27 protein-coding genes are annotated in these 26,358 nt (G+C 72.7%); 7 read left to right on the forward strand and 20 right to left on the reverse strand.

Annotation, left to right across the window (positions count from 1 at the left end; translation table 11 throughout):
* The first annotated feature begins 137 nt into the window (after positions 1–137).
* Both ACIA77_RS07455 and ACIA77_RS07460 read left to right on the forward strand, forming a co-directional pair.
* Positions 138–1,025, forward strand: coding sequence for an XRE family transcriptional regulator (locus ACIA77_RS07455; RefSeq protein ID WP_395884941.1), 888 nt, complete (start codon positions 138–140; stop codon positions 1,023–1,025).
* A 162-nt stretch (positions 1,026–1,187) separates the two neighbouring features.
* Positions 1,188–1,712: a CHAP domain-containing protein gene (locus tag ACIA77_RS07460; protein ID WP_395884942.1), complete on the forward strand. Its 525-nt coding sequence runs from the start codon at positions 1,188–1,190 to the stop codon at positions 1,710–1,712.
* A 77-nt stretch (positions 1,713–1,789) separates the two neighbouring features.
* Here the strand turns inward: ACIA77_RS07460 and ACIA77_RS07465 are convergent, their stop codons facing one another.
* From ACIA77_RS07465 to ACIA77_RS07495, 7 genes are all read right to left on the reverse strand, one after another.
* Positions 1,790–2,368, reverse strand: coding sequence for a dihydrofolate reductase family protein (locus tag ACIA77_RS07465; RefSeq protein WP_395884943.1), 579 nt, complete (start codon positions 2,366–2,368; stop codon positions 1,790–1,792).
* 140 nt (positions 2,369–2,508) lie between these two features.
* Positions 2,509–4,008 (reverse strand): helix-turn-helix domain-containing protein, encoded by a 1,500-nt coding sequence (locus ACIA77_RS07470; RefSeq protein ID WP_395884944.1) that lies wholly within the window; start codon positions 4,006–4,008, stop codon positions 2,509–2,511.
* Positions 4,002–5,072, reverse strand: coding sequence for a DUF917 domain-containing protein (locus tag ACIA77_RS07475; protein WP_395884945.1), 1,071 nt, complete (start codon positions 5,070–5,072; stop codon positions 4,002–4,004). Before ACIA77_RS07475 ends, ACIA77_RS07470 begins: the two co-directional genes overlap by 7 nt.
* Positions 5,073–5,137: 65 nt before the next feature.
* Entirely contained in the window at positions 5,138–6,241 is a 1,104-nt protein-coding gene (locus ACIA77_RS07480) for a DUF917 domain-containing protein (RefSeq protein WP_395884946.1), read from the reverse strand.
* A complete protein-coding gene (locus ACIA77_RS07485; protein ID WP_395884947.1) occupies positions 6,238–7,308 on the reverse strand; it encodes a DUF917 domain-containing protein in 1,071 nt (356 codons plus the stop codon). Before ACIA77_RS07485 ends, ACIA77_RS07480 begins: the two co-directional genes overlap by 4 nt.
* Positions 7,308–8,858 (reverse strand): hydantoinase/oxoprolinase N-terminal domain-containing protein, encoded by a 1,551-nt coding sequence (locus ACIA77_RS07490; protein WP_395884948.1) that lies wholly within the window; start codon positions 8,856–8,858, stop codon positions 7,308–7,310. Before ACIA77_RS07490 ends, ACIA77_RS07485 begins: the two co-directional genes overlap by 1 nt.
* Before the next feature lie 23 nt (positions 8,859–8,881).
* A complete protein-coding gene (locus tag ACIA77_RS07495; protein ID WP_395884949.1) occupies positions 8,882–10,216 on the reverse strand; it encodes a purine-cytosine permease family protein in 1,335 nt (444 codons plus the stop codon).
* 263 nt (positions 10,217–10,479) lie between these two features.
* Here ACIA77_RS07495 and ACIA77_RS07500 point away from each other — a divergent pair, with 263 nt between their 5' ends.
* Together ACIA77_RS07500 and ACIA77_RS07505 are read left to right on the forward strand one after the other, a co-directional pair.
* Entirely contained in the window at positions 10,480–11,370 is an 891-nt protein-coding gene (locus tag ACIA77_RS07500) for an oxidoreductase (RefSeq protein ID WP_395884950.1), read from the forward strand.
* 113 nt (positions 11,371–11,483) lie between these two features.
* Positions 11,484–12,317, forward strand: coding sequence for an EamA family transporter (locus ACIA77_RS07505; protein WP_395884951.1), 834 nt, complete (start codon positions 11,484–11,486; stop codon positions 12,315–12,317).
* Here the strand turns inward: ACIA77_RS07505 and ACIA77_RS07510 are convergent.
* Positions 12,314–13,144 (reverse strand): helix-turn-helix transcriptional regulator, encoded by an 831-nt coding sequence (locus tag ACIA77_RS07510; protein WP_395884952.1) that lies wholly within the window; start codon positions 13,142–13,144, stop codon positions 12,314–12,316. The two genes, ACIA77_RS07505 and ACIA77_RS07510, sit on opposite strands and share 4 nt — an antisense overlap.
* Before the next feature lie 101 nt (positions 13,145–13,245).
* Here ACIA77_RS07510 and ACIA77_RS07515 point away from each other — a divergent pair, with 101 nt between their 5' ends.
* On the forward strand, positions 13,246–13,629 hold the full coding sequence (locus ACIA77_RS07515; protein WP_395884953.1) for a hypothetical protein: 384 nt from the start codon (positions 13,246–13,248) through the stop codon (positions 13,627–13,629).
* Here the strand turns inward: ACIA77_RS07515 and ACIA77_RS07520 are convergent.
* Positions 13,577–13,957 carry a hypothetical protein gene (locus ACIA77_RS07520; RefSeq protein WP_395884954.1) on the reverse strand — a complete coding sequence of 127 codons (381 nt, stop codon included), beginning with the start codon at positions 13,955–13,957 and terminating at the stop codon, positions 13,577–13,579. The genes ACIA77_RS07515 and ACIA77_RS07520 overlap by 53 nt on opposite strands.
* Before the next feature lie 104 nt (positions 13,958–14,061).
* Complete coding sequence (locus ACIA77_RS07525) at positions 14,062–15,549, reverse strand: alkaline phosphatase family protein (protein WP_395884955.1); 1,488 nt, start codon at positions 15,547–15,549, stop codon at positions 14,062–14,064.
* Between the two features lie 293 nt (positions 15,550–15,842).
* Between ACIA77_RS07525 and ACIA77_RS07530 the strand changes: the two genes are divergently transcribed.
* Positions 15,843–16,955 (forward strand): hypothetical protein, encoded by a 1,113-nt coding sequence (locus ACIA77_RS07530; RefSeq protein WP_395884956.1) that lies wholly within the window; start codon positions 15,843–15,845, stop codon positions 16,953–16,955.
* Here ACIA77_RS07530 and ACIA77_RS07535 read toward each other — a convergent pair.
* The 7 genes from ACIA77_RS07535 to ACIA77_RS07565 are packed head-to-tail and all read right to left on the reverse strand — an operon-like array spanning position 16,924 to position 23,109.
* Positions 16,924–17,802: an alpha/beta fold hydrolase gene (locus ACIA77_RS07535; RefSeq protein ID WP_395884957.1), complete on the reverse strand. Its 879-nt coding sequence runs from the start codon at positions 17,800–17,802 to the stop codon at positions 16,924–16,926. The genes ACIA77_RS07530 and ACIA77_RS07535 overlap by 32 nt on opposite strands.
* Positions 17,799–18,509: an alpha/beta fold hydrolase gene (locus tag ACIA77_RS07540; protein ID WP_395884958.1), complete on the reverse strand. Its 711-nt coding sequence runs from the start codon at positions 18,507–18,509 to the stop codon at positions 17,799–17,801. Before ACIA77_RS07540 ends, ACIA77_RS07535 begins: the two co-directional genes overlap by 4 nt.
* Before the next feature lie 20 nt (positions 18,510–18,529).
* On the reverse strand, positions 18,530–19,288 hold the full coding sequence (locus ACIA77_RS07545) for an ABC transporter ATP-binding protein (protein ID WP_395884959.1): 759 nt from the start codon (positions 19,286–19,288) through the stop codon (positions 18,530–18,532).
* A complete protein-coding gene (locus ACIA77_RS07550; RefSeq protein WP_395884960.1) occupies positions 19,285–20,058 on the reverse strand; it encodes an ABC transporter ATP-binding protein in 774 nt (257 codons plus the stop codon). Before ACIA77_RS07550 ends, ACIA77_RS07545 begins: the two co-directional genes overlap by 4 nt.
* A complete protein-coding gene (locus ACIA77_RS07555) occupies positions 20,055–21,038 on the reverse strand; it encodes a branched-chain amino acid ABC transporter permease (protein ID WP_395884961.1) in 984 nt (327 codons plus the stop codon). The genes ACIA77_RS07550 and ACIA77_RS07555 overlap by 4 nt, the downstream gene beginning before the upstream one ends.
* Positions 21,035–21,913 carry a branched-chain amino acid ABC transporter permease gene (locus ACIA77_RS07560; protein ID WP_395884962.1) on the reverse strand — a complete coding sequence of 293 codons (879 nt, stop codon included), beginning with the start codon at positions 21,911–21,913 and terminating at the stop codon, positions 21,035–21,037. The genes ACIA77_RS07555 and ACIA77_RS07560 overlap by 4 nt, the downstream gene beginning before the upstream one ends.
* 8 nt (positions 21,914–21,921) lie before the next feature.
* A complete protein-coding gene (locus tag ACIA77_RS07565) occupies positions 21,922–23,109 on the reverse strand; it encodes an ABC transporter substrate-binding protein (protein WP_395884963.1) in 1,188 nt (395 codons plus the stop codon).
* A gap of 284 nt (positions 23,110–23,393) precedes the next feature.
* Between ACIA77_RS07565 and ACIA77_RS07570 the strand changes: the two genes are divergently transcribed.
* Positions 23,394–24,188 carry an IclR family transcriptional regulator gene (locus ACIA77_RS07570; RefSeq protein ID WP_395884964.1) on the forward strand — a complete coding sequence of 265 codons (795 nt, stop codon included), beginning with the start codon at positions 23,394–23,396 and terminating at the stop codon, positions 24,186–24,188.
* Here the strand turns inward: ACIA77_RS07570 and ACIA77_RS07575 are convergent.
* From ACIA77_RS07575 to ACIA77_RS07585, 3 genes are read right to left on the reverse strand one after another with little or no spacing between them, the layout of a single operon-like run.
* On the reverse strand, positions 24,185–24,910 hold the full coding sequence (locus ACIA77_RS07575) for a class II aldolase/adducin family protein (RefSeq protein ID WP_395884965.1): 726 nt from the start codon (positions 24,908–24,910) through the stop codon (positions 24,185–24,187). The two genes, ACIA77_RS07570 and ACIA77_RS07575, sit on opposite strands and share 4 nt — an antisense overlap.
* Positions 24,907–26,130 (reverse strand): NAD(P)/FAD-dependent oxidoreductase, encoded by a 1,224-nt coding sequence (locus ACIA77_RS07580; RefSeq protein WP_395884966.1) that lies wholly within the window; start codon positions 26,128–26,130, stop codon positions 24,907–24,909. Before ACIA77_RS07580 ends, ACIA77_RS07575 begins: the two co-directional genes overlap by 4 nt.
* Positions 26,127–26,324 carry a ferredoxin gene (locus ACIA77_RS07585; RefSeq protein ID WP_395884967.1) on the reverse strand — a complete coding sequence of 66 codons (198 nt, stop codon included), beginning with the start codon at positions 26,322–26,324 and terminating at the stop codon, positions 26,127–26,129. The genes ACIA77_RS07580 and ACIA77_RS07585 overlap by 4 nt, the downstream gene beginning before the upstream one ends.
* Between the last annotated feature and the right edge of the window lie 34 nt (positions 26,325–26,358).

Raw genomic sequence — 26,358 nt, forward strand, 5'->3', positions numbered from 1 at the left:
CTTCCCCAGCTCTTCGGTGGCTCTTCCTCCCGATCGGACGGGTGAGGCCCCGCAAAGGTTGAGACCAGTTCGGCCGGTGCCGGTCACAGGACTTTCGGCGGGTTCCGCAGCCCGCTTCTCGTGATCATGCTGGTCGCGTGTCTGCGCAGCACCCCGGTTCGTTCGCGGTCACGCTGGACGCCGCGATCGAAGATTCCGGGCTGTCCCTCGACCGGCTCCGGCACCACCTCGCCGCGCGCGGCGTGACGCTGTCGCGCTCGGCGCTGTCCTACTGGCGCCGCGGCCGGTCCCGCCCGGAGCGCGAGACGTCACTGGTCGCCGTGACGCAGCTCGAAGCCGTGCTGGCGCTCTCCCCCGGCTCGCTGACGTCGCTGCTCGGCCCGAAAGCACCGCGCGGGCGGTGGCTCGGGCACCCGCCGGACCGCGTGGAGCGGCGGCGGCTGTGGCCGGATCTGCGGCCGCTGACCGCGGAGCTCAAACCGCCGCCGGACGGGCAGCTCGCGTTCTGGTCCGTGCACGACCGCGTCGCGATCGACGACGAGGGCGCCGAGCGCGCGCTGCGGGTGCGGCTCGTCGCGGAAGCCAGGATGGACGGCGTCGACCGCATGATGACCTACCACCAGGCCGATGGGCCGCTGCCCGCCGACCCGCGTTACCAGGGCGTGCGCTTCGCGCGCGTCGGACGGGTGCGCGTGGATCGGGAGACCGGCATGACGGCCGGGGAGCTGCTGCTGGACCGCGTGCTCGCCGCCGGGGAGGTCACGGCCGTCGAGTACGAGATCGTGCTGCCGCCGGGCACGCCGGCCCGCGAGTACGGCCGGCGCTTCACGCGACCCGTGCCCGAGTACGTGTGCCAGGTCCAGTTCGGCCTGCGGCTGCCGCGGCAGGTGCGGTCGTTCGAACGGCGGGGCCCCGACGGACCCCGCCGCACCGGTGCGCCCCTGCGAACGGGGATGACGCACGCCGTCACGTTCGCGACGCGCGACGTGCGGCCGGGGATCCGGGGCGCGTGCTGGACGTGGTGACGCTGCCCCGGCGTCGCCAATTCTGTGAACACGACCCGCCGACCTGCGGATCCACCGCGGTGTTCACCGGGTGTCCACTTGAGCCTGGCACGCAGGGTCGAGGGCTGGTTACCGTCCGCCACGTCCTCCCCACCCCACCCGTGCACCCGGAAAGGCACTGCCATGCGCCGTCTCCCCCGGATCCTGACCACCCTGACCACCCTGGCCGCCGCGGCGGCCCTGACCGCGGTCGGCGCACCCGCCGCGACGGCCGCCCCGCTGTCCATGGCCGCGCAGCTGGGCACGCTCGCGCCGTCGGCGCGGGTCAACGTCATCGGCGACAACTACCCCGCGAAGTGGCGCAACATCCCCCAGGACTCGGTCGTCGACGACTGGAACATGTACAACCGCGAGTGCGTCTCGTGGGCCGCCTTCACCATCTCGCGCCACGGCGCCAGCGCCAACAACTACGGCGACGCCAAGTACTGGGACGACAACGCGCGCGAACACGGCTACCGCGTCGACAACACGCCGGCCCCGGGCGCCATCGCCCAGACCGACGCGGGCCGCTACGGCCACGTCGCCGTCGTCGACTCCGTCCACGGCTCCACCGCGACCGTCGAGGACTACAACTGGGCGGGCGACGGCCACTACCTCGTGCACGACATCAGCACCCGCGACTTCCGGTACATCCACTTCTCCGGCTGAGTCCTCCGGCCGGACGGCGCCTTCCCGCCGTCCGGCCGGTCCACTTCGGACACACCGGTCCCGGGAGCGCGCCCGCCTCAGCCGCGCAGCGCGGGCCGGTAGACGAGCTCCTGCGTGTGCCCGTCGAGCGTCCGGCTCTCGAGCAGCTCGAGGTCGAAGTCGGCCGCACCCCGGAAGACCGGGCCCGCGCCGGTTTTCCCGGTGATCACCGGGAAAACCGTCACCTGGACGCGGTCGACGAGGCCGGCGGCCATCAGCGCGTGGTTGAGCGACAGGCTGCCGTGCGAGCGCAACGGCACGGCGGACTCCTCCTTGAGCCGCTTGACGAGCTCGACGGCGTCGCCGCTCACGACGGTCGCGTCGGGCCAGTCGAGCGGCTCGCGCAGGGTGCTCGACACGACCGTGGCCGGCAGGTTCCGCATCCGCGCGACCCACGGGTCGAGGGCCTCGGAAAACTCGCTGCCCGGGGCGAGCAGCTCCGCGAACGACCGGTACGTGGTGGCCCCGAAGACCATCCGCTGCGGGTGGTCGTACGAGGCGAGGCGGCGCTGGAGCAGTTCCGGGCCCTGCTTGCCCCAGTAGCCGCCCCAGTCACCGGTGTGGGAGCCGAAGCCGTCGAGGCTGGTGAAGACGTCGAAGGTGTAGGTGGCGGTCATGATGGTCTCCTCGCGCAGTCGAATCGGGTGTGCGGAGACGGACCGGGAACGACCGTCTCCCACCCTGGCTACGAAGGCACTACGCGCCATCCGACACCCTCGCGAAAAAGAATTCGCGGGCCACGCTCGCCACCTTCACCTCACGAAGGCGGAGGATCGGACAGGATCACCGCCCGCGAAGCGAGCTGGAGCGCCAGCCGTTCGTCCGGCCGCGAGAGGTCCACCCCCAGCAGCGATTCGATCCGCGCCACCCGCGCGGCCACGGTGTTGCGGTGCACACCCAGCACCGCCGCCGTCTCGGCGAGGGACGACTCCGCGTCGAGGTACGCGGCGAGTGTCCGCAGCAGATCACCGGGGGCGTCGCGCAACGGCGCGACGAGCGCGCGGGCCGCGGGTTCGAAGGTGTCGGTGCGGGTCCACTCGAGGAGCAGCTGCGCCATGCCCAGCTGGTCGACGTGGAGGAAGTGACCGGTTTCCGGGCGGGTGGCGGCGAGGCGCGCGGCGTCGGTGGCTTCGGCGACGGTCGTGGCGAGGCCCTCGGGCCGGGGGTGCGGGCGGCCGACGCCCAGGTGCGCGCCGAGGGTGCGGCGCAGCGTCCGCTGCGCGGTCTGGAGGTGCGTCGCGAGAGCGCGGACGCGTTCGGCGGTCGGTTCCTGGTCGAAGGTGACCCAGCCGGTCCAGCCGTCGCCGTGTTCGACGACGACGGCGGAGACGTCCTCGGCCCGCAGCGCACGGACGACTTCCTGGGTGCGCGCCACCGTATCCACCGCCGTCGGAACGCCGACGTAAAGGCCCACGTGCCAGCCGCCGAGGCGCCAGCCCGCGTCGGCGGCGCGGCGGCGCAGGTCCGCGCCCGGTTCGCCGTCCAGGCGCAGCAGGTCACCCAGCAACGCGGTGCGCGAGCGGGCGTCGCGTTCCAGTTCGAGCCGGTTGCCCAGCAGCCAGCGGTGCACGGCCTCGGCCGCAACGGCGAGCGCGGGGGGCACGATGTCCGCCCGAGCGGCGTCCGCGGCCGGCAGCGCGGCTGCGACCCAGACGGTCGCCGCCGGGTGGGCCAGCAGCACGCCGCCGGTCAGGTCCACGCGCTGGGGCACGGGTTCACCGAGCCGGATCCGCCCGGCCTCGGCCAGTTCGCCCGCCAGCGGTTCCCCGCGGTCGTCCAGCACGGCCACCGGCGCCCGCAGCAGGCGCCGCAGAACCGCCACGACCTCCTCCGGGGTGCGCACCCGTTCACCGAGGGCGCGGTGCGTGGCCAGTACCAGTTCCGCGCGGTCGAGCCCGGGCGCGGCGAGCAGCAACCGGGCGTCGACGAGCAGGTCGAGTGGCGGGGCGCCGGTGAGCAGCAGCGGGACGGCGAGCCGGTCGGCCAGCCGCCGCGACGCCGCCGCCGGCTCGGTGCCGGACAGCACCACACCGACCGAACCGGCGTCCGCGCAGCGCCGCAGCAGCGCGTCGATCTGCCAGTCCGTGCCCGCGACCGGCCGCACGACCACGACCAGCTCGCCGGCCGCCGGGGTGTGCGCGGTGTCCACCGCGGCGCGCACCGTCTCCAGTGGACGGTCCAGCCCAGCGGACCCGGCCAGTACCCGGACCGCGCCGGACCACGACGGGAGGGTGAGCACCCGGCGCAGGGTCAGCACGTGAGCACCGGATCGCAGTCGATGCCGTACGCGCGCGGCTGCAGCACCGGCAGCCGCTGCGGATCGGTCCAGAAGCGCGCCGCGGCCAGCCGGACGACGTCGACCTCGAGACCCACGCGGATCGCGTCGCAAGGCAGGGGGACACCGGTGCGGTGGTCGACGACCGCGAGCACGTCCGGAGTGGACGCCACCGGGAGGCCGTCGCGCAGCGCCAGCAGGTATTCGTTCTCCATCTCCAGCCGCAGCAGCTCGCCGCCCGGGTGGTCGGCGAGCGTGACGCTGCCGCGGCCGAAGCCCGGGCTGCCGTGCCGGCCCGGTCCCACGTGCCGGGCCACTTCCAGTACGCGCCCGCGCGCCAGTACCGCGCCGTCGACCGCGGCCGCCAGCCGGTCGCGCGCCGGGCTCTCCCCCGCCGCCAGCGCCCGTCGCCCGAGTGCGAGGGCGGCCGACGTCGTGCCGAGCACCGAGCACGCCGCCAGCTCGCCCGCCGGGATCGGGGCCAGCGCGAGCGCCGCCCAGCCGCCGGACGTGGCGACGAACGCCCGCGCCCCGCGTTCGATCTCCTGGTCCGTCCCGGCGGCGAGCACCACGACCTGACCGCCGGGTTCGGCCAGCGCGGCGGGCGCGATCCCGCGGCCGGTCGCGGCGACGGCGAGCTGGTCGAGCCGCGGCAGACCCCGACCGGACAGGTCCGCGTCGACGTACGACAGGCCGAGTTCCCCCGCCACCACGAGCGGCACCAGCCCGTTGAGGCCACCGATCTCGATGGACATCACCGCGTCGGCCCGCTCCCCCGTCCAGCGCTCGACCGCGCCGACCGCCGACGCGAACTCGTCACCACCGGGCACCTTCTCGGTGAACGCGGCCGTCGCGCCGACGACCCCGACCGGCACCACCCGCGAGGCCGGCGGCAGCTCCCCGACGGCGCGCACGACCGGTTCGACGCCGGTTTCCAGCAGCCGGCGCAGCAGCACCGCGGCGGTGACCGTGTCGCCGCCCCCGCCGGAGCCGAGCAGGGCGACGCCGCGTTCGAGGGCGGGCACGTCACCGGCTGTGATGCGCATGGAAGACCACAGTAGACGAGCCCAGGGCAGCGCGTCGCCACCGTCGGGGTGGCGTGCAACCGCGGTCACGTCGCTCGCACACGCTCCTCGACCGGGACGAACTCGTGGGCCAGCCCGAACGCCCGCGGCCCGAACGTGGCCAGTGCCTCCGGGGTCCGCATCAGCGCCGGCGTCGAGATGCCGACGACGGTGACGCGCTGGCCGTAGCGCAGTGTCTCCGTGGTGATCGGCTCGGCCGTGGCCGCTTCGAGCACGCAGATGAGGTCCGGCACCACCGCCAGCACTTCGTCGTCCACAGTGGCCAGCAGGTTCTCGTTCTGGAACAGCAGCTCGAGCTTGAGCTCACCGTCGAACGAGACGGCCGCCGCGCGCCCGCGCGCGAACCCGGCTTCGGTCCGTCGCTCCACATCGGACACCTTGCCGCGGAAGAGCACCCGCAGGTGCTGGTACGGCGTCGACAGCAGCGCCGCGGCGAGCCGGTCCACCGGGTCCTCGTTGGCTTCGCGCGCCGCGCGGATCGTCCGGCCCACGGTCAGCGCGAGCGACAGCGTGCTGGGCACCGCCGTGCGCTTGACGTCCGCGCCGCTCATCGCGTACTCGGCGATGTGCGCCACCCCGCCGAGGCGGATGGTGATCCCGCGCGCGAGCCACTCCATCCTCTTGTTGTCCGCGCCGGTGTCGATCACGGTGGTCTCGCCGCGTTCGCCGCCGATCGCCATCGGCGAACCGGGCACGCCGTAGACGCCGAAGGTCTCCATCTGCAGTTCCGGGAACGCGCGGCCCATGCCGTCGGCGTCGACCACCGGCAGCCCGAGCCGGGCGCCGACGAGCAGCGGGATCATCGAGTTGATGCCGCCGCACTCGATCGGCATCGTCGCGTCGGCCCGCCGGCCGAGGTGCTGCTCCAGCGTCCGCAGCGCCAGCACGGGTTCCCCGCCGCTGGGCAGCTTCTCGTGGACGACGGTCGGCGCGCCCATCTGCGCGGTCGGGATCACGAGCGCGTCGTCGGCCACCTCGGCCGGGCCGAGCACCGTGATCGGGCCGTGCGCCCGGATCGCTTCGCGCACCAGCAGCCGGCCGACGTACGGGTCGCCCCCGCCGCCGGTGCCGAGCACGGCGGCGCCGCGCGCGAGGTCGGGCAGGTCGTCCTCGGTCAGGGTCCAGCTCACCCGGCCACCCCGATCGGGTCGATGTCGTAGCCGAAGTAGCGGGGCCCGGCCAGCGCCAGGCCTTCCGGGCTGTGCCAGCGCGGGTCCGAGGGCGCGGCGATCACCGCGACCCGCTGGCCGTAGCGCAGGCCCTCCGTCGTCACGGCCTCACCCGACTCGCGCTCGAGCGTGCAGAGCAGATCCGGGACCGACGCGCGCACGACCCCGTCGCGCTCGGCCACCAGGTGCTCGTTCTGGAACCGCAGCACGAGTTCCGCCCCGGCGTCGCCGTCCATTCCGGACAATCGCGCCTCCCCGCGCGCGAAGCCGGTCATGGTGCGGCGCTCGACGTCGACCACCTTCCCCGTGAACAGCCGGCGGCCGCCGAGCCGCGCGACGACGGCGGCGACGGGGTCGGCGTGCTCCGCGCGGGCCGTGCGCACCAGCGCGCCCAGTTCGGCGCACAGGCTCAGCGTGCCGGGCACGAGCGACTCGCGCGCCTGCGGCCCGGACATGGCGTAGTTGCTGATCATCGCGGAACAGCCCATGTCGATCGTGGCCGAGCGGGCGAGGCGTTCGGCCCAGTGGTTGTCCACTGTGTCCAGTACGCCGCGGTTGCCCTTCTCGTCCGCGATGGACATCGGGGTCGCCCGGATGCCGTAGAGGGTGGGCAGCACCATCTGCAGTTCGGGGAAGGCGCGGCCCATCCCGTCGGCGTCGACGAGCGGCAGGCCCAGCTGCGCGGCCGCGACCACGGGGATCAGCGAGTTGACCCCGCCGGCCTCGGCGCACGCGATGTGCGTGAGCTCCTTGCCCAGGTACCCGGCGAGCGTGCGGGCCGCGAGCCCGACCTGCTCGGCCGAGGGCAGCTTCTCGACCATCACGGTCGGGGCGCCCATCATCGCGACGGGCAGCACCACCGCGTCGTCGGGCACCTCGCTCAGCGGTACGAGCGGCACCGGACCGTGTTCGCGCACGGCGGCCAGCGCCAGCAAGCGCCCGATGTACGGGTCTCCCCCGCCGCCGGTGCCGAGGATCGCGGCGCCGCGGGCGACGTCGGACAGGTCGCGTTCGGTGATCTCGCGCATCACGCCCCCAGCTGCAGGTCGCCGACGGCCTTCACGCGGATGCGCGTGGCGTTGCCGGGCAGGTACGGGATCGGGACCTCGTCGAAGTCGACGATGCCGACCGAGGCGGGTGAGGCCCCCGCGGCCACGGCCCGGTCGACGGCCTCCTGCTTGGCCTCCTCGACGACGGCTTCGCGCCGCCCCGGTTCGATCGCGTACACGCGGTCGACCTCGCCGCCGATCTGCGCGATGGCCGCGCCGATCGCGTTGGCCACCGCGTGGTTCTCGGGCCGGTGGACCACGCCGGCGTCGGTCAGCTCGGAGGGCAGCAGGATCGACCCGCCGCCGACGGCCACCACCGGCAGCGGCTCGGCCGAGGTGCGCATGCGTTCGACCACATCGGACACGTCGGCGGCGATCCGGTCGAGCGCGGCCCGCACGAGGCTCTTGTCCAGGTGCTTGACGAGGCTCGGATCACCGATCTCGGCGCGACCGGCGGCGACGGCGATGTCGGTGGCGGTCAGGGTGTCACCGCCGAAGACCAGGGCCTTCGAGGTGAGCTCGTAACCGACCGAATCGGGCCCGACCGTCACGTCGCCGGCGCCGCCGCACACCCGGCTGCCGCCGCCGATGCCGATGGACAGCACGTCGGGCATGCGGAAGTTGGTGCGGATCCCGGCGACGCTCACGTCGGTGGTCGCCTCGCGCGGGAACCCTTGGCGCAGCACGCCGACGTCGCTCGTCGTGCCGCCGACGTCGACGACCGCGCAGGTGTCCAAACCGGACAGCACGGCGGCGCCGCGCATCGAGTTGGTCGGCCCGGACGCGAAGGTCGCCACCGGGTAGCGGCGGGCGAAGTCGACGTCCATCAGGGTGCCGTCGTTCTGGCTCAGGTACAGCGGCGCGGTGATGCCCGCGCCGGTGACCGACGCGGCCAGCCCGTCGACGATGTGGGCGGCCAGCTCGCGCAGCGCCGCGTTGATCACGGTCGCGTTCTCCCGCTCCAGCAACCCGATCCGGCCGATCTCGTGCGACAGCGAGATCGCGACCTCGGGCAGCTGCGCTCCGATGATCTCCGCGGCGCGGGCCTCGAACTCGGCGTTGACCGGGGAGAAGACCGAGGTGATCGCGACGCTGCGCACCCCGGCCTCCCCCATGTCCTCGGCCGCTTTGCGCAGCTCGCTCTCGTCGAGCTCCGCGATGTGGCGGCCGTCGAACTCGTGCCCGCCGTGCACGAGGTAGCTGCGCCCGGACACGGCGTCGACGAGCCGCTGCGGCCAGTCGACCATCGGCGGCAGCGACGCCCCGGCCGGCAGGCTCAGCCGCACGGCCGCGGTCGGCGCGAGGCGGTGGGCCTCCACGAGGGCGTTGATGAAGTGCGTGGTTCCGATCATCACCGCCTGGACCGCCGCCGGGTCGAACGCGCGCTGCCGTTGCAGGTCCGCGATCGCGGCGACGATGCCGGACGTGACGTCGGCGGTCGTGCTGGTCTTGACGGAAGCGAGCACCTGCCTGCCGTCGAGCAGGACGGCGTCCGTGTTGGTGCCGCCGACGTCGATGCCGATGCGCACGAAATGTTCTCCTTTGCTTGCCGCTAGGCGGATTGGGTGCTGCGGACCGGCTCGGCGTCGGCGGTCGGGCTGCTGCCGATGCCGCGCACCAGGCCGAGTTTGCCCGCGAGCACGTAGAGGACGAAGGCCACGACGAGCGAGTTGATGCTCGGCAGGCCCCATTCGACGAACTCGCCGAACAACGCCGCCGCGATCCAGACGACGATCGTGGCCGGCACCCACACCGGCGCGTCCTCGGGCACGGTGCCGCGGGCGCGGGCGGCGTCGAGCTGCCCGCGCCACGTCTTGACCACGAAGTACTCGGCGACCATGATCCCGGCGATCGGCGGGAACGCGACGCCCAGCACGGTGAGGAAATCGGTGAACTTCCCGAGGATCCCGGCCGCGGCGAGCACGCTGCCGACGAGGCCGAGCACGGCCGTGACGAGGCCGCGGTGGGCGCGCCGCTTCGAGACCGTGCCGATGAAGTTCACGACGCCGAGCCCGGAGGAGTACAGGTTCCAGTCGTTGATCTTCATCGTGCCGGCGATGACGATGAGCAGCCCGACCCAGCCGACGGACGACGTGACGATCGTGGTGATCTCGGCGCTGCCGACGGCGTGCGCGAGCAGCACACCCGCCAGGCCGATCACGTACTCGCCGAGTGTGATGCCGACGAGCGTCTGCTTCACGACGTCGCCGGTGGTGCGGTTGAAGCGCGTCATGTCCGGGGTGATCACGGCGCCGACGATGAAGCCGCCGGCCACGAGCGTCGTCCCCTGCAGCAGGCTCATCGCCGGCCCGGGCGGGGCGGAGGAAGCGAGCGCGCCGACGTCGTGGCGGGTCAGCTCGGAGATGACCGACCAGCCGACGAGGACGAGGAACGCCGGGACGGTGACGTAGGCCGTCCAGGCCATGGAGTGGAACCCGCGCACCACGATCGCGGTGACGAGCAGGCCGAACACCAGCGCCCACGCCCATTCGGGCAGCCCGCCGATCAGCGAGACGAGTCCCTGGGCGGACACGGCCGACTGGATGCCGAACCAGCCGATGAGACTGATCCCGATGGCCAGCCCGATGAGCGCCGACCCGCCGCGGCCGAAGCCCGTCCAGCGCGCGATCATGGACGTGGACAGCCCTTCGCGGACGCCGATGACGCCCACGAGGATCGTGATGAGCTCGAGGATCACCGAGCCGAGGGTGAAGGCCAGCACCGCCGGCCAGAACCCCATGCCGAAGCCGACCGTGGCTCCGAGCAGGAACTGCGACAGGGCGGACACCTGGCCGAACCGCTGGACCGCGACGGACCACCACGAGTACCGGGCGCTCGCCGGCACTCTCGTCAGGGCGTAGTCGTCGACACCGACTGCTGAGGCCACGCCGACCTCCTAATCCGGATGGGGGGAAACGGTTCCCCGCACCGTAGGTGGCCCGGGTGGCGCAGGTCACGGTGCGATGTGCACAGTCCGGTCGTCGAGACTGTGCACAACACCCGGTGCGGCTTCCGGAGGTGCGTCCAGCATGATCGACCCGGACGGGCTGTCAACCCGGGCCGGGGCGTTTGCTAAACCGTTTCCGGTGGTTCGAAGGCGACGGCGTGGCGGTTCCGCACGGCGTCCGGGACAACTCGAGGGAGCTGATGATGTCGGGGAAACCAACCGTCGCGGTCGTGGGTCCGGGGGCGATCGGCACGACCGTGGCGGCGGCGCTGCACGAGGCCGGCCGGGCACCGCGGCTCTGTGGCCGCACCGCGCGTGACCACCTCGAGCTGCACACGGACGAAGGGCCCGTCGTCGTGCCGGGGCCGGTGCGGGTCGACCCGGCGCAGGCCGGCGGCGTGGTCGATCTCGTGCTCCTCGCCGTCAAGGCGACGCAGCTCGAGGCGGCGGCCCCGTGGCTGAAAGCCTTGTGCGGTGCGGACACCGTTGTCTGTGTGCTTCAGAACGGCGTCGAGCAGGAAGCGATGGTCGCGTCGCACGTCTCCGGCACCCGCGTCATCCCGTCGGTCGTGTGGATCCCCGCCCAGGCGCAACCCGACGGTTCGGTGTGGCTGCGCGGCGAAGCGCGCCTCACCCTGCCGGACACACCGGCGTCGGGCGTGGTGCTCGAGGCGCTGCGCGGCACCCGGTGCCCGATCGACGTGGCCGCTGACTTCACGTCCGTCGCGTGGCGCAAACTGCTGCAGAACGCGGTCGCCGGGCTGATGGTCCTCACGGGCCGCCGCTCCGGCATGTTCACCCGGGCCGACATCGCCGAGCTGTCCCTGGCCTACCTCCGGGAGTGCCTGGCGGTCGCCAGGGCCGAGGGCGCGGCGCTGAGCGACGACGTGCCGCGCGAGATCGTCGACAGCTTCCAGGCCTACCCCGCCGACATGGGCACCTCCATCCTCGCCGACCGTGAAGCCGGCCGGCCGCTCGAATGGGACACCCGCAACGGGGTCGTGCTGCGGCGCGGCCGCGCGCACGGCATCCCGACGCCGATCAGCGAACTGGTGGTGCCCCTCCTCGCGGCCGCGGGCGAAGGACCTGGCTGACCTCGGGAGTTCCGCACCGGCTCACGAGCCGGGGACGCCGTCGGCGCTGCGTAGCCGAGGGTCCGCCCCGGCGAGCCGCACGGTGACCGCGGGCCGTCGGCACAATGGGGTGGGTGGGAGTTCTCCTGGGGTTGCTGTCCGCGCTGAGCTACGGCGCTTCCGACTTCGTCGCCGGCGTCGGCGGGCGGCGCAGTGATCCGAACGCGATCGCGGTGCTCGCGCAGCCGTGGAGCCTGCTGGCCGGGCTCGTCGCAGTGCTGGTGACGGGGCCCCGGCTTCCGGTTCCGGCCGAGCTGCTGTGGGGCGCGCTGAGCGGAGTGGGCACGGCCGTCGGGACGTTCGCGCTGTACCGGGGCCTGGCGACGGCGCGGATGAGCGTGGTGGCGCCCGTGTCGGCGGTGCTGGCGGCGGCGCTGCCCGCGCTCGTCGGCTTCGCCACGGGCGACCGGCTGTCGTGGCTGTCGTGGGCCGGGATCGTGCTCGTGCTGCCGGCGATCGCGCTCGTGTCGCAGCACGTCGGCGACGAGCCGCAGCGGCGGCGGTCCGGGGTGGTGGAAGGGATTATCGCGGGGGCCGGGTTCGCACTGCTGTTCATCGGCCTCGACCGCGCGGGGACGGGTGCGGGCACCTGGCCGCTCGTGACCGGTCAGGCGGTCGGGACGGTGCTGCTGATCGTCGTGGCGTTCTGGTTCCGGCCGCAGCGCGGGTCCCTCCCACGCGCCTTCTGGCCCGCCACGGCCGGCGGCATCCTGGGCGGCGCGGCCAACCTGCTGTTCGTCGCCGCGACCGGCGCGGGGCAGCTGGCCGTGGTCGCCGTGATCACGTCGCTGTACCCGGCGATCACGATCATCCTCGCGCGGCTGCTCCTGCACGAACGCTGGAACCGCAAGCAGGCCACCGGCCTCCTCATCGCCGCGGCCGGCGTCACCGCGATCGCGCTGGGCTAGGTGAACTGCTCGAGGCCGGTCACCCGCAGCAGGTCCAGCGCTTCGGCTTCGCGCGTGCCGGGGTTCGCCGAGTAGACGAGCACAGCTTGGTCCGTCTCGGGTTCGAGCAGGACGTCGCAGTCGAGGGTGACCGGACCGAGTTCGGCGTGGCGGATCGTCGTGCTGCCCGGTCTGAGCCGCCCCGAGCGGCCGGTCTGCCACAGCGCCGCGAACCTCGGGCTGCCGGCGCGCAGGTCGGCGACGAGGCGGGCCAGATCGGGGTCGTCCGGGTACCGCGCCTGGGCCGTCCGCAGGCACCCGACGCACTCGGCGGCTTCCGGCGTGTCCGCGGACGTCTCGACCCGGCCGACGCCCGTGCCGAGGAACCGCTGGCGGATGAGGTTGCGCCGCGCCGGCGGGATCGCCGAGAAGTCCCCGAACAACGCGGCGGCCAGCGGGTTCCACGCCAGCACGTCCGACTTCGCCGACAGCACCAGCGCGGGTTCGGCCATGCGGTCGAGCAGGCGCAGCACGCTCGACCGCACCAGCATCGGCACCCGCCCCGCCTGCGGTGGTTCGGAGCCGGCGAGGCGGAACAAGGTGTCGCGGTCGTCCGCACCGAGGCGCAACGCCCTCGCCAAGGCCGCCAGCACCTGCGGCGAGGGCTTCGGGCCCCGGCCCTGCTCCAGCCGCACCACGTAGTCCACCCCGAGGCCCGCCAGCTGCGCGACCTCTTCCCGCCGCAGCCCCGGCACCTGCCTGCGCGGCCCCGCGGGCAACCCCACGTCGCCCGGCTTGACGCGCCCCCGCGCCGTCCGCAAGACGGCGGCCAGTTCGGCTCTGTCCACCTGCCCCATCGTGCCCGAACCGCCGTCGCCGGGAGTGGTACCGCCGATCCCAGGCGGCGACGGCCCTGGCCCCGCCGGCGCCCGGCCACCAGGCTGGGGTGATGAGCTCGCCCGTCACCGGAATCCTTTCGCTCGGCCTGCACCCGAGCGACCTCGACTACAGCCGCCACCCCGGGCTCGACGAGGGGACCCTGCTGACCCGCATCGCCGGCGCCGAAGCGGCACTGCGCGAAGCGGGCTTCGACGTCGTCTCCTGCCTGGTTCCCGCCGACCCGGACGAGGCGGAGAAGCGGGTCCGCGCCGTGGTGACCGCGAACCCGCTGCGCGTCGCCATGATCGGCGGGGCCGTGCGGATGGCGGCGGAGCACACGCTGCTGTTCGAGCGCGTGGTGAACCTCCTCGCCCAGCTGGTCCCCGGCATCGTGTTCTGCTTCAACACGTCCCCGGAAACCACCGTCGACGCCCTCCGCCGCGCGACGAGCTAGCCCAGGTGTCTTGCCGCGCGACGAGCCACGACTCCATGGCCACCACGAGGTCCTCGAGCCGGTCCTCGAACATCAACCGCGGCACGGAATCGTCGTCGGAGGAACGCCACAGCTCAGCGAGCCGGTCGATGAGGTTGCCGAACTCGATCAGGAGGTCGGCCAGTGCCAAGCCCGGTAATGACGGCTTCCCCACCTCGAGGGCCCACATCGTCGCCAGCGCGTCGACGGTGATGCCACGCCCGGCAAGCGCGTCCCCTCGTCGCGACACGCGCTCATCGGCGGCGATCCGCAACCAGATGTCCAAGACTTCCGAGTTCTTCACCTGCATCGGCCACTCTCCCACTCAAATTCCGCCGAGGCAGGAGCTCGGGAAAGCAGGCCGGCGTGCCGAGCCCCTGCCGGGTTCACCTTCCCCGGCGGCGCAACCGGATTTCAGCCCACATGGGGCCGGTGCCCGCGTTCCTGGTGCGGCACCTCCTGCCCGCTCGTCGGCGCCGTCGGCTTCGGGAGCTGGGCCACCTCGTACTGTGCGAGCGTGTACGCGCCCGACGTGTCTGGCAGGACGGGCGGCGCCTTGCGGGAGTCGGTGAAGCGGAAGACCGACGTCAGGTCCCCGACGGTCTCGCGGCGCCACGCGGAGATGTTGGGCTCCGCGACGCCCGTGACCTGCTCCAGCAGCCGCAGCTGGGAGGTGTGGTCGAACGTCTCCGAGCTGACCCAGCCGCCCGCTGTCCAGGGCGAGACGACGATGCAGGGCACGCGGTAGCCGAGGCCGGTGGGCAGGCCGCCGCCCTTGATGCCGCTGGGTGAGGTGGCCGTGACGAACTCGCCGGGTGTGCCGTCGGGCGGTGTGGGCGGCAGGACGTGGTCGAAGAGGCCGTCGTTCTCGTCGTAGGACAGGATGAACACCGTCTTGGCCCAGACCTCCGGGTTGGCGGCGATGGCGTCGATCTTGCTCGCGACGAACGTGGCGCCCGCGGCGGGCAGGTTGGCCGGGTGCTCGTCGTAGGCGCTGGGCGGCAGCAGCCAGCTGACGGTGGGCAGCTGGTCGTTCATCGCGTCGTACTCGAACTGGCCCAGCGGCGTGGTCTTCATGGCCTGCTCGTAGAGCGGGTCGCCGGGCTGGGCGTCGTGGTACTGCTTGATCGCGGAGAACGGCGGGAGACCCGTCGCGCCGCCCGGCGAGTGGTAGACCTTCCAGCTGACGCCCGCTTCCGTGAGCCGCTCGGGGTAGGTCTTGAAGGTGAAGTGGCCGTCGGGCACCTTGCCGGTCTCGAGCGACGGGCCGCCGAACTGCGCGTCGGCGTCGATCGTTCCCGAGAGCCACATGTAGCGGTTCGGCCAGGTGGGGCCGAGGACCGAGCAGTGGTAGGCGTCGCAGATGGTGAACGCGTCGGCCAGCGCGTACTGGAACGGGATGTCCTCGCGCGTGAAGTAGCCCATCGTGTAGGGGCCCTTGGTGGCGCCGTCGGCCGCGAGGTGGGCGGGCAGCCAGTTGTCCATCTTGCCGCCGTTCCACGCCTGGTGCTGCACGCCCCACGCGTGGCTGGTCGACGGGATCGCCTGCGCCGCGCTGATCTTCGTGTTCAGCCGGTACGGCAGCAGGTAACCGTCCGGATTGGACGGATCGGGCTGGTGGAACACCGACTGGCCGTTCGGCAGCCGCAGCGCGTGCGGGTCGTCGAAGCCGCGAACCCCCGACAGGGTCCCGAAGTAGTGGTCGAAGCTGCGGTTCTCCTGCATCAGCATCACGACGTGCTTGATGTCACCCAGCTTCGCCCCGTTCGGCCGCGGCGACGCCAGCGCACTGCGCACGTTCGGCGGCAACACCGTCGCGGCGGCCGCCAGCCCACCCGCCGCGGCGGCACCGAGGACTCTGCGGCGGGTCAGACCGTTTCCGGGCTCCGGGGAGCTGCTCATCGAAAATCCTTCCGGCTTCGGGGAACCGTGGTGGGAACCCGGCCAGAGTTGTCGCGCCGGTTGAGCGCGGGGTGTTCCGCCGCGTGACCCGGGACTGAACTTCGGTTGAACGGCTCGAGGATCCTGTCCGGACAGCCGTTGGGTGGTTTGCGGCGTTTGCCGGTTGCGGGACCACCCACAAGAATCACCGTGCCTGCCCTGGGTGAACGACTGCTACGCCGCCAGTGCCGTCCCGCGCGGCATCGGGGTGAGCACCGGTGACAGGTGATCGAGTCATCGTTCACGGTGGAGAGGTGGATCATGCGCTGGAGCAGCTCGCCGGAAAGCTCCTGATCCAGTGCCGGCCGTCGCAGCTCGATGCGGTCCTGGAACTCGGCCGCGAGCACGACACCGGGATCGTGCTGACGAGCACGGCACCGGAAGCCGCTGTGCGGTACCTGCACGACCGGCAGTTCACCGGCCCGATCCTGTGTGACGCCGACCGGTACTCCGGCAATCGGCGGATCAGCGCGGGCAGCGGCACGCATCCCGCGTGGTGCCGGCGCCAGCGCGAATCGGGTCTGCTCCCGCTGACCGACTCGGGTTACCTCGCACCGCGCAACCTCACCGGCCTCCGCACGATCCTGCGATCCGCCGCCCGGCAGCCCGAACCGGCTGTCGCCGTGCTCCCCCTGGCTGCCCGGTGGTTCGCGACCGCGGCGATCGCCACCGCCCTCGTCACCGAGATCAACCGGCACGCCGTCCCGGTGGCTTTGGTCCTTGAGCACGGCACCGACCCCTTCGGCACTCAGTTCGTCGTCCGCGGTGTCATCCAGCTACTCGAGGCGAGTGTTGTCCCCGTGCTCCTGTTGCGGTGCGACCTCTCCGCGATCGGCGCGCTCTGCCACAGCGCGCACGCCGCCGCGATGGGCACCACCAGCTCGCTGCGCCACCTCTACCCCATCAGGGCGGGCCGGCCGCACCTCGTGTCCGGAGATTCGGTGTTCGTGCCGGCACTGCTCGGCTACCACAAGTACGAAACGTGTCGGCGCATCTTCACGAACACCCCGGCGATCGACCAGCTGTGGCCGTGCGCCTGCATGGTCTGCGAAGGGCGCACCCCACTCGAGCTCGAGCACGCCGACGAGCCAAAGGCCGCCGCGTTCCTGCACTCGGCGCACTGCCTGCTCGGTCTGAGTGCCGAGATCGCGAGCCACGCGGCGACCCGCGAGCAACGCATCAGTGCCTGGCACGAAGCGTGCAGCCACGCGCTGTTCGTCCACGACCAGGTCACGGAGAGCTCCGTTGTGCTGGCCAAACCCCGAAATCTGCACGCGTGGACCGTGGTCACCGCCGACCCGCTTCCGTGGCGGGAAAGGATTCCGGCGCAGCCGGTCAGCGAGTCTGTTCCGTCAACCAGTCGATGACCAGTTCGGCGAGTTCTTCGCTGTTGTCCTCGCTCATCAGCAGGTGGCCGTTGCCCGTGTGGGCCGGGTCGTCGAGGTAGCGGTGCGTGACGGTGGCGCCGAGGTCCGTCAGCCAGCGAGCAGTGGCCGCGTCGGCTTCGCGGGGGTGGTCGGTGTCGTGGTCGCCGGTCAGGACGAGGGCGGGGGTGCCGGGCACGGGGCCGGTGGTGCGCAGCTGGCGGCCGTCGACGTTCTGGCGTTCGGCGAGCAGCCCGGCGGGGACGGGGACGAGCTGGCGGCGGAACGCGTCGAAGGAGCCGGACGGGAACCGGGTGCTGGCGCCGATCATCTTGGTGCGCGCGAACGCCTCGGTGGGCCACCAGAGACCGCTGCGGGGCAGGCGCCAGCGGAGGTACTCACCCTGGATTTCGAGTTCGCCGGGAGTGGACCGGAGCACGGTGGGTTCCGGCTGGATGTCGCCGGGTGGGCCCGGGGCGAGCGCGACGAGGGCGGACAGGCGCGCCGAATGCGTGGCCAGCAAGCGGAACCCGAACGGCCCGGACATGGAGTGCACGACGAGCACCACCGGCGCCTCCTGCTCCTCCAGCAGCCGCGCGAGGGCAGCGCACACCACGGCGCCCGTCACGTCGTCCGGCGCGATCGTGGCGCTGCGGCCGGTGCCGGGCCAGTCCGGCACCAGCACGCGGTAACCGCGGGCGGCGAACGTCGGCGCCCAGCCCGGGCGTCCGTCCGGAGTGGACAGGTAGCAGGCGCCGGTGAGGCTGCCGCCGTGGACGAGCACGGCGGTGGCCGCCGGCGGGCCGTCCGGGAGCAGCTCGTCGTAGTACAGCGAGCCCGAAAAGCTCACGCGGTTGCCTTCAGCAGCGCGGCGGCGAGCTCACCCGGGTTGGTCAGCATGGCTTCGTGGCTGCCCGCGCACGAGACGATCCGCGGGTCCGCCAGGCGAGCCGCCGCGGCCTGGTACACGGACTGCGGCACGGCCTGGTCCTCCCGCAGGTACACGTAACTGCTCGGCACCCCCGAGGTGAAGAACCGCGAAAGCCGCACCGGTTCGGTGAACCAGCCGAACGGCGTGGGCACCAGGCGCGCGGTGACGGCGTCCGCGGTGGCCGCGTCGGCGTCCTGCATGAACGACGCCGACCACAGCGCGGGCGGCAGGTCGATGGTGTTGTCGGCGGACTGCTCGGCCAGCGCACGCACTCCGGAGACGAGCTCGGCCGGCAGCACGCCGTTGATGCACTCGCCGTCGAGCAGCACCCACGCGTCGACGAACACCGTGCGCTCGACGCGCCCGGCCAGGCGTTCCGTGACGAGCTGGATCACCGGGCCGCCGCCGCTGTGGCCGACGAGGACGAACCGGTCGAAGGCCGCCAGCTGCCGGACCAGGTCGTCGACCATCGTGGTGAGGGTGACGCCGGCGCGGTCCACCGGACCGTCCTCCAGGCCGCGCAGCGTGGGTGCGAACACCTCGTGGCCGGCTGCCCGCAGTTCGCCGGCGACGGCGTCCCACGCCCAGCCGCCCTGCCAGCCGCCGTGCACCAGAACGAGCTTCATGGCCGATCCTCCATTGTGGACTACAGTGGCTGCCGCAAACCGGCCGGCAGAGCACGCGCGTGGCCGACCGAGACGGGATCGGCGGAGGTGCCGAGGTAGTGCCGGCTCACGTCCTCGTCGGCGAGCAGCGCCGCGGCCGTGTCGGTGCGGGTGATGGTCCCGTTCTCCATCACGACACCGTGGTCGGCGATCGCGAGCGCCGCCGCGGCGTTCTGTTCCGCGAGCAGGATCGTGACGCCGTCGCGGGCGAGTTGCCGCAGCACCCCGAGGATTTCCGTGACGAGCAGCGGCGCGATCCCCAGCGACGGCTCGTCCAGCAGCAGCACCTCCGGCTCCCGCACCAGAGCGCGCGCGATGGCCAGCATCTGCTGCTGCCCACCCGACAGCAGGCCCGACTGGCGGTCCGCGAAGTCCCGCAGCACCGGGAACAGCGCGTACGCCCGGTCCAGCCGCTCCGCCCCGCCGCGGCGGCCCAGCCCGACCTGGAGGTTTTCCACGACGGTCAGGTCCCCGAACAGCTGCCGCCCGGCCGGAACCAGGCACACACCGCGACGGGCCACGTGGTGCGCGGCGAGGCCGGTGACCGGCGAACCGCCGAGCGTGATCTCACCCTTCGCCGGGCGGTGCAGGCCGGCGATGCACTTCAGCAGCGTGGTCTTGCCCGCGCCGTTGGCGCCGATCATCGCGACCATCGTGCCGTCGGGCACCTCGCACGAGACGTCGTGCAGCACGCGGGTGGAGCCGTAGCGGGCGTCGAGCCCGCGCACGGTCAGGTTCATGGCTTCGCTCCCAGGTAGGCCTCGATCACGGCGGGGTCGGCCTGCACCCGCTGCGGCACGTCGTCGGCGATCACGCGCCCCGCGTCCAGAACGGTGACGTGGTCGCTGACGGTCATCACGAGCTCGATGTTGTGCTCGATCACCACGAGCGAAATCCCGCCGGCGCACACCGCGCGCAGCGCCGCCGCGAGCTCGCCGGTCTCCGTGTCGTCGAGGCCCGCGGCCGGTTCGTCCAGCAGCAGCAAGGTCGGACCGCCCGCGAGACCGCGCGCGACCTCGACGAGCCGCTGCGCGCCGGCCGGCAGCTCCCCCGCCGGCCGGTCCGCGAACGCGCCGAGTTCCAGGAACTCCAGCAGCTCGTCCGCGCGCCGGCCGAGCGCGCGTTCCTCGCGGCGGGTCCGCGGCAGCCGCAGCCCGTCGGACAGGAACCGCGCGCGGGTGAACCGGTAGCCGCCGAGCATCACGTTCTCACGCACCGTCAACGTGCCCACCAGGCGCGCGGACTGGAACGTGCGCGCGAGACCGAGCGCGGGCAGCCGGTGCGGCCGGATGCCGGTGATGTCGCGGCCGGCGAACTCGACCCGGCCCGCGTCGGGCGCGGTGAAGCCGGTCATCAGGTCCAGCAGCGTCGTCTTGCCGGCACCGTTCGGGCCGATGATGGCCCGCACCGTGCCCTCCGCGACGGTGAAGCTGACGTCGTCGACAGCCGTGACCCCGCCGAAGCGGCGGGTCAGGCCGTGGACGGCCAGCAGCGGGGTCTCGTTCGTCATCGCTGCGCCGCCTTCTTGACGGTGCCCCAGATCCCCCGGGGCAGGTAGGTGATCACGAGGATGAGCACGACGCCGGCCACGAACGGCGACCACGACGCGAAGCTCTGCCCGACCTCCGGCAGCCCTTGGATCACGAGCGCGCCCAGCAGCGGCCCGACGATCGTGCGGGCGCCGCCCAGCGCGAGCATGATCACGATGCTCAGCGCCACCGTCACGCCGACGACTTCCGGCGAGATGAACCGCAGGTAGTACGCGTAGAGGCTGCCGCCGAGCGAGGCGTAGACGGCGGAGACGACGAATGCGCTGGTCTTGTAGCGCGACGCGTTGATGCCGAGCATCGTCGCGGCCGCGGGGTCGGCGGCGATCGCCGACAGCGCGCGGCCGGTCTGGGACCGCTGCAGGTTGCCGACGAACCACGCGCCGAGCCCGCACACCACGAGCAGCAGGTAGTAGTTCGCCTGGTCGCTGAAGAGGTCGAACGTGCCCAGCCGCAGGCTCGGTACGCCCACCAGCCCCGACGGTCCGCCGGTGAACCCGGTGAGCCCGGACGCGAGCGACTCCGTGATCACGGCCAGCCCGAGCGTCGCGAGCGCGAGGTAGTAGCCGCGCAGCCGCAGGAACACCGTGCCGAGCCCGGCCGCGACGCCGGCGGAGACGATCGCCATGACGACCATCGCGACGAGCGTCGGCCAGTGCCAGCGCAGCGTGAGCAGGCCCGCGCCGTAGCCACCCAGTGCCATGAACAGCGTCTGTCCCAGCGAAACCTGCCCCGCGTAGCCCATGAGCAGGTTGAGCCCGAGCACGATCAGGAAGAAGATCCCGGCGATCACGAGCAGCCCCAGCCAGCCGGGCACGAGCAGCGGCAGCACGAGCGCGACGACCACGCCGAGCGCCGCCAGGGCCAGGCGTGCGGGCGAACGGCCCGGCCGGGCTCGCGACGGGATCGCGGTGGCGGGAGTGGTTTGTTCCTGCGTGGTCATCGGCGCACCTCGCTCGTCTTCCCCAGCAGCCCGGTCGGTCGCACGAGCAGGAGCACGATGAGCACCGCCATCGCGATCACCTGCGCGAGGTCACCGCTGGTGTAGCGGCTGAACAGTCCTTGCAGCAGTCCGAGGACCAGCCCACCGACGACGGCGCCGGCCGTGCTGCCGAGCCCGCCCGCGACCGCCGCGATGAACCCGGCGACCGCGTACGGCGTGACGGTGGAGAACTGCAGGAACGTCGCCGGGATGACCGTCGTGCCGGCGAGCGCGGCCATCGCTCCGGCGATGCTGAACGCGAGCAGCCGCACGCGCCCGACGTTGATGCCCTGCAACGAAGCGGCTTCGGGGTTGCTCGCCGTGGCGCGCATCGTCAAGCCGAGATTCGTGCGCTGCACCAGGAACCACAGCGCGACGACCGTGAGGACGAGCGCGCCGATGATCCAGAGGTACTGCGAAACGATGCGGACCCCGCCGATCGTGATCGCCGTGTCCCCGCTGAACGGCTGCATCGTGTAGGGCAGGTTGCCCCACGCGAGCAGCAGCAGCCCGCCGATCGCCTGCAGCACGCCGACGGTGACGAGCAGCATCCGGTCCGGCGTGGCCCGCGCGGCGGCGGGTGCCATCACGACGCGTTCGACGCCGGCCATCAGCAGCGCGAACAGCGGCACCACGATCACGACGGTGACCAGCGGCGGCACCCCCAGCCACTGCTGGATCGACACCGCCAGGAGCGCGGCGAGGACGACGAAGCCGCCCTGCGCCAGGTTGATGATGCGGCTGATCGAGTAGACGAGCGAGACGCCCAGCGCGATCAGCGCGTACACGGCCCCGTCGGCGAGACCGCCGATGAGGACCTGGATCAGTCCGGTCATGGTCGAGCTCATCTCCCGACGAAGGTCAGCCGGCCGTTCACCGCGCGCACGATGCCGACGTCCTCGGCGTCGATGCCACGGTGGTCGTTCCGGGCGAAGGTGTAGGTGCCGACGACGCCGGACACCCCGCGCAGGCTCTCCAGCGCGTCGCGGGCTTGGGTCGCGTCGCCGTGCGCCTTCTCCAGTGCCTGCGCGACGAGGAGCACCCCGTCGTAGGCGACGCCCGGGCCGAAGTCGGGGTCGGCGCCGTAGCGGGCGCGGAACTCGTCGTGGTAGCCGCGTTCCAGCTGCTGCACCGCGGTGCTCGGGTTCTGCTGCTGCCACCAGAAATCGCGCGTCGCCGGGATCAGCAGCGTGTCCGGCGTGTAGTCGGCGATGCGGCGCAGGAAGGCGTAGGTGAGGTTGCCGTCGGTGGTGGCGACGGGGAGCTTCAGGCCCATCTGGTCGATGCCCTTGAACGCGACGCCCGCGGCCGCGCCGCTGCTCCAGACCACGAGCGCCTGCGGTTTGCCGGCAGTGGCGGCCTGCAGCTGCGACGTCACCGAAACCGCGCTGGGGCTGTAACTCGCCTGCCCCACCACGGAAACCCCGGTGTGCGCGGCGGCTTGCTGGACGGCGTGCGCGCCGTCGAGACCGCTCGCGTCGGTGGTGTAGATCAGCCCGACGCGGGTGAGGCCCTGACCCTTCCAGTAGGCCAGCAGCCGGTCGGCGAGCGTGTCGGTCGGGGCGCTGGCCGACCACTGGTACGAGCCGGGTTTCGGCTTCACGCCGGGCGAAAGGCAGTAGTCGATCAGCTGCGCGCTGGTGGCCAGCGGGATCACGGCCTGGCACGGCCCGGACAGCGACGGCCCGACGAGCGCGTCGACACCGCCCAGCATCTTGCGGGTCTGCAGCACGGCCTGGGCGGGGTTGCTCTGGTCGTCGGCGGTGCGCAGTTTCAGCTGCTTCCCGTTGACGCCGCCGCGGGCGTTGATCTGGTCCACCGCCAGCTGCGCGCCCTGCAGCTCACCGACACCGAGCTGGCTGCCGGTCCCGGTCTGGCTGGTGATGAGCCCCAGGGTGTACGCGCCGGAATCCCCGGACGCGGCCGACGCGGAGCACCCGGCGGCCCCGAGGGCGATCGCTGCGATCAGGGCGCCGAGACGGCGCCGCGGTGGGGACTCTCGCGGCGAGGAGAACTGAACAGCAACGGTCATGGTTCACCAGTTTCTTCTGCGATGAAGAAGCGCGCTCTGTCTAACAGAGGTTGTGGTCAGGGTCAAGAAGCACGGGCAACCGGCCGGAGGGCGGGACCCGGGGCGCGGCAACGCCCCGGCGGCGTCTCCCGAGCGCGGACCCCGTCTCCGCCCCGAACCGTCCGGGTTTGGCCGCCCACCGCAACGAAGGAGCGATCGAAAACTGCTCGCCCGCGAATGTCCGTCCGGACCGGAGAAGCTGATCACCGCTCCGCCGGATCGTCCGGTTGCCGTACGCTTCTGCTATGAAGAAGCCTGCTCTCGACGCCGCCGGTGCCCATTCGCCCGCGCCGCAGTACCCGATCGATTCGGTGGACAAGGCTCTTCGAATCCTCCTGCTGCTGGGGGATCGCCCCGAGCTGCGGATGACGGACGTGGCGGAGTACCTGGGGGTGGCGTCCTCCACCGCGCACCGGCTGCTGGCGATGCTGCAGTACCGCGGCTTCATCCGGCAGGACTCGCGCACGAAGGCGTACCGGCCGGGCACGTCGCTCACCGCCGTCGCGTTCGCGATCCTGCAACGGTTCGACGTGCGCGAGACGCTGCGGCCGTTCCTGGAGAAGCTCAACAGCGAGCTCGCCGAAACCGTGCACCTCGCGATCCTCGACGGCACCACGGTGCGGTTCATCGAAGCCCTCGAAAGCCCTCGCGCGGTGCGGGTCGCGTCGCGGCTCGGGCAGGCGATGCCGGCCAACTGCACGTCGACGGGCAAGGCGCTGCTGGCGGAGTTCTCCACCGAGGACCTGCGCCGCATGTACCCCGACGAACAGCTGGAGACGCTCACGCCCAACTCGATCGGCACCCGCAGCGAGCTGGAGCTGGAGATCGACGGTGTGCGCCGGCGCGGGTACGCGACCAGCAACGAGGAAAGCGAAGAAGGCGTCGCGTCGGTCGCCGTCGCCTTCCCCGCCGGGAACCTCCCGGTGCGGCTCGCGATCAACGTGTCGCTGCCGGTGGGGCGGCTCTCGCGCGCGGAAGTGCGGCTTATCGGCGAGCGGCTCAAGGAGACGATCGTCGAGGCCGCGCCGCTGCTGCACTAACCCGGCGTGCCGAGGCGCGCCAGCTCGTGGCTCCACGCGACGCCTTCGTTGAACGCCGGGCCGAGGTCCGGCAGTTCGGCCAGGTCCTCGGGCGGCAGGTCGGCGAGCCGCCCGCCCGCGCTCACCACGGACAACGCCATCCGCGCGATCGTGTCGGCCGACAGCGCCCGCAGCACGGCTTCCTGCACCGATCCGCCGCTGCTGGTGAGCCCGTGCCCGCGCAGCAGCACCACCGGACGGCCCGCCATCGCGGCCACCATCTCCCCCGCCAGCGTGCGGTTCCGCACCAGCACGCCGCGCGGGTACACGGGCACGCCGCCGGCCGCGAGCTTGGCGCCGGGGATGTCGTACGCGCCGACGATGGGCCGGATCGCCAGCCCCGCCAGGTCGGCCGCGACGACCGCCGGCGGGTGCGCGTGGACGACGGCGGTGACCGCCGGATCGGTGCGCAGCACCTCCGTGTGCAGTGGCAGCTCGTTGGGCACGGACCAGTCGTCCAGCTCCCCCGGCGCCGCGGCCGCGCCGTCGAGGTCGACGAGCCGGATGTCCTCGGGTGTCGTCCAGGCGAGCCCGCGCTCGCGCGGTCCCCGGCAGCGCACGAGTAGGCGATTCTCGTCCACGCGCAGGGAAATGTGCCCGAGGAACCCTTCGGCGAGGCCGCGGGCGGCGAGCACGCGGCAGGCGTCGGACACCAGCTGCCGCTGCTCCGCGTACGCGCTCATGCCGCACCCACCGGCGTGATCAGCTTGTCCAGCACGGAAAGTCCTTCCTCGTAGGGGGTACCCGCGGTGATGAGGCGCCGCGCGGTGACGAGCAGCTTGGGCCAGTTGACGGTGACCACGGCCGAGAGCTCGCCGCCGCTGCGGTAGAGCGCGGCGAACCGCGGCGGGTCGGCCGCCGGATCGCCCGCCAGCTCGAACCCGTCGGCCCGCTGCGGCCGCCCGGCGATCTGGATCTTCCAGTCGTACTGGTCGCTCCACACGTATTCGGTCGGCCGGTACGCCACCGGCGCCGCGGGGTGGGTGATGGTGCGGGCCACGCCGGCGGCCTGCTCGACCGCGTTCGTCCAGTGCTCGACGCGCACGTGTTCACCGTGACCGCCGTGGAACCAGCGCGCGACGTCGCCGACGCCGAAGATCTCCGGGTGCCCGGTGGCGCGGCAGTACTCGTCGCACACGAGCCCGTCGTCCAGCTCCAGGCCGGAACCGGCCAGCCAGCCGACCGCCGGGACCGCGCCGATGCCGACCACCACCGTGCCGGCCGGCAGCACCGATCCGTCGGTGAGCTTCACCTCGAGCGCGCCGGCGCGACCGGTGACGTCGCGGACGCCGGTGCCGAAGCGGGTTTCGACGCCGTGGCGGCGGTGCACGTCGCTGACCAGCCGGCCCACCTCGTCGCCGAGCACCCTCGCGATCGGGGCCGGCAGCGGGTCGACGATCGTCACCATCTGGCCCGCGGCGTGGGCCGTGGCCGCGACCTCGGCGCCGATGAACCCGCCCCCGACAACCACGACCGGGCCGTCCTCGGCGAGCGCGGCCCGCAGTCCCGCACCGTCCACAAGGGACCGCAGGACGTGGACCCCCGGGGCCGGCCACGGTGACGGCCTCGCCTCGGCACCGGTGGCCACGACCAGCGTGTCGTAGGCGACCCGGGTGCCGTCGGCCAGTTCGACAACGCGGGCCGCTGGATCGAGCCCGGTCGCCGCCACGCCGAGCCGCAGCTCGATCCCGGCGGCGGCCGCGTCCTGCTCGGTCAGCAGCGCGAGCCGCTCGTGCTCCCACGCGCCGGAGAGGAACTGCTTGGACAGCGGCGGTTTGTCGTAGGGCAGGTGCGGCTCGGCTCCGATGAGGACGATCCGGCCTTCGTGTCCTTCCGCCCGCAGCGCCTGCGCCGTGCGCACGCCGCCGACCGACGCGCCGACGATCACGACGGTGCCGCTCATCCGTCCACCACGCCCAGCGCCTTGACGGGGCAGCTGCGCGCGGCCGCTTCGACGCGGGCGCGGTCGGCGTCGGGGATGGTTTCGGTCAGCAGGACCACCTTGCCGTCGTCGTCGATGTCGTAGACGTCGGCGGCGGTGGTGAGGCAGTTGCCGTAGCCCTGGCAGAGGCCGGTGTCGGCGGTGAGTTTGGCCATGGGTTTCCGTTCAGGATCATCGACACGGTCGTTC

Origin of the sequence: Amycolatopsis sp. NPDC051903, assembly GCF_044452505.1 — a bacterium.
Taxonomy (GTDB): Bacteria; Actinomycetota; Actinomycetes; order Mycobacteriales; family Pseudonocardiaceae; genus Amycolatopsis.

What these genes read in the sequence shown, in the direction of transcription:
- ACIA77_RS07460 (WP_395884942.1), top strand. Translation starts at nt 1,188, where the DNA reads ATGCGCCGTCTCCCCCGGATCCTGACCACCCTGACCACCCTGGCCGCC.
- ACIA77_RS07465 (WP_395884943.1), bottom strand. Translation starts at nt 2,368, where the DNA reads ATGACCGCCACCTACACCTTCGACGTCTTCACCAGCCTCGACGGCTTC.
- ACIA77_RS07475 (WP_395884945.1), bottom strand. Translation starts at nt 5,072, where the DNA reads ATGCGCATCACAGCCGGTGACGTGCCCGCCCTCGAACGCGGCGTCGCC.
- ACIA77_RS07485 (WP_395884947.1), bottom strand. Translation starts at nt 7,308, where the DNA reads ATGCGCGAGATCACCGAACGCGACCTGTCCGACGTCGCCCGCGGCGCC.
- ACIA77_RS07500 (WP_395884950.1), top strand. Translation starts at nt 10,480, where the DNA reads ATGTCGGGGAAACCAACCGTCGCGGTCGTGGGTCCGGGGGCGATCGGC.
- ACIA77_RS07515 (WP_395884953.1), top strand. Translation starts at nt 13,246, where the DNA reads ATGAGCTCGCCCGTCACCGGAATCCTTTCGCTCGGCCTGCACCCGAGC.
- ACIA77_RS07520 (WP_395884954.1), bottom strand. Translation starts at nt 13,957, where the DNA reads ATGCAGGTGAAGAACTCGGAAGTCTTGGACATCTGGTTGCGGATCGCC.
- ACIA77_RS07525 (WP_395884955.1), bottom strand. Translation starts at nt 15,549, where the DNA reads ATGAGCAGCTCCCCGGAGCCCGGAAACGGTCTGACCCGCCGCAGAGTC.
- ACIA77_RS07540 (WP_395884958.1), bottom strand. Translation starts at nt 18,509, where the DNA reads ATGAAGCTCGTTCTGGTGCACGGCGGCTGGCAGGGCGGCTGGGCGTGG.
- ACIA77_RS07545 (WP_395884959.1), bottom strand. Translation starts at nt 19,288, where the DNA reads ATGAACCTGACCGTGCGCGGGCTCGACGCCCGCTACGGCTCCACCCGC.
- ACIA77_RS07550 (WP_395884960.1), bottom strand. Translation starts at nt 20,058, where the DNA reads ATGACGAACGAGACCCCGCTGCTGGCCGTCCACGGCCTGACCCGCCGC.
- ACIA77_RS07555 (WP_395884961.1), bottom strand. Translation starts at nt 21,038, where the DNA reads ATGACCACGCAGGAACAAACCACTCCCGCCACCGCGATCCCGTCGCGA.
- ACIA77_RS07560 (WP_395884962.1), bottom strand. Translation starts at nt 21,913, where the DNA reads ATGACCGGACTGATCCAGGTCCTCATCGGCGGTCTCGCCGACGGGGCC.
- ACIA77_RS07565 (WP_395884963.1), bottom strand. Translation starts at nt 23,109, where the DNA reads ATGACCGTTGCTGTTCAGTTCTCCTCGCCGCGAGAGTCCCCACCGCGG.
- ACIA77_RS07570 (WP_395884964.1), top strand. Translation starts at nt 23,394, where the DNA reads ATGAAGAAGCCTGCTCTCGACGCCGCCGGTGCCCATTCGCCCGCGCCG.
- ACIA77_RS07575 (WP_395884965.1), bottom strand. Translation starts at nt 24,910, where the DNA reads ATGAGCGCGTACGCGGAGCAGCGGCAGCTGGTGTCCGACGCCTGCCGC.
- ACIA77_RS07580 (WP_395884966.1), bottom strand. Translation starts at nt 26,130, where the DNA reads ATGAGCGGCACCGTCGTGATCGTCGGCGCGTCGGTCGGCGGCGTGCGC.
- ACIA77_RS07585 (WP_395884967.1), bottom strand. Translation starts at nt 26,324, where the DNA reads ATGGCCAAACTCACCGCCGACACCGGCCTCTGCCAGGGCTACGGCAAC.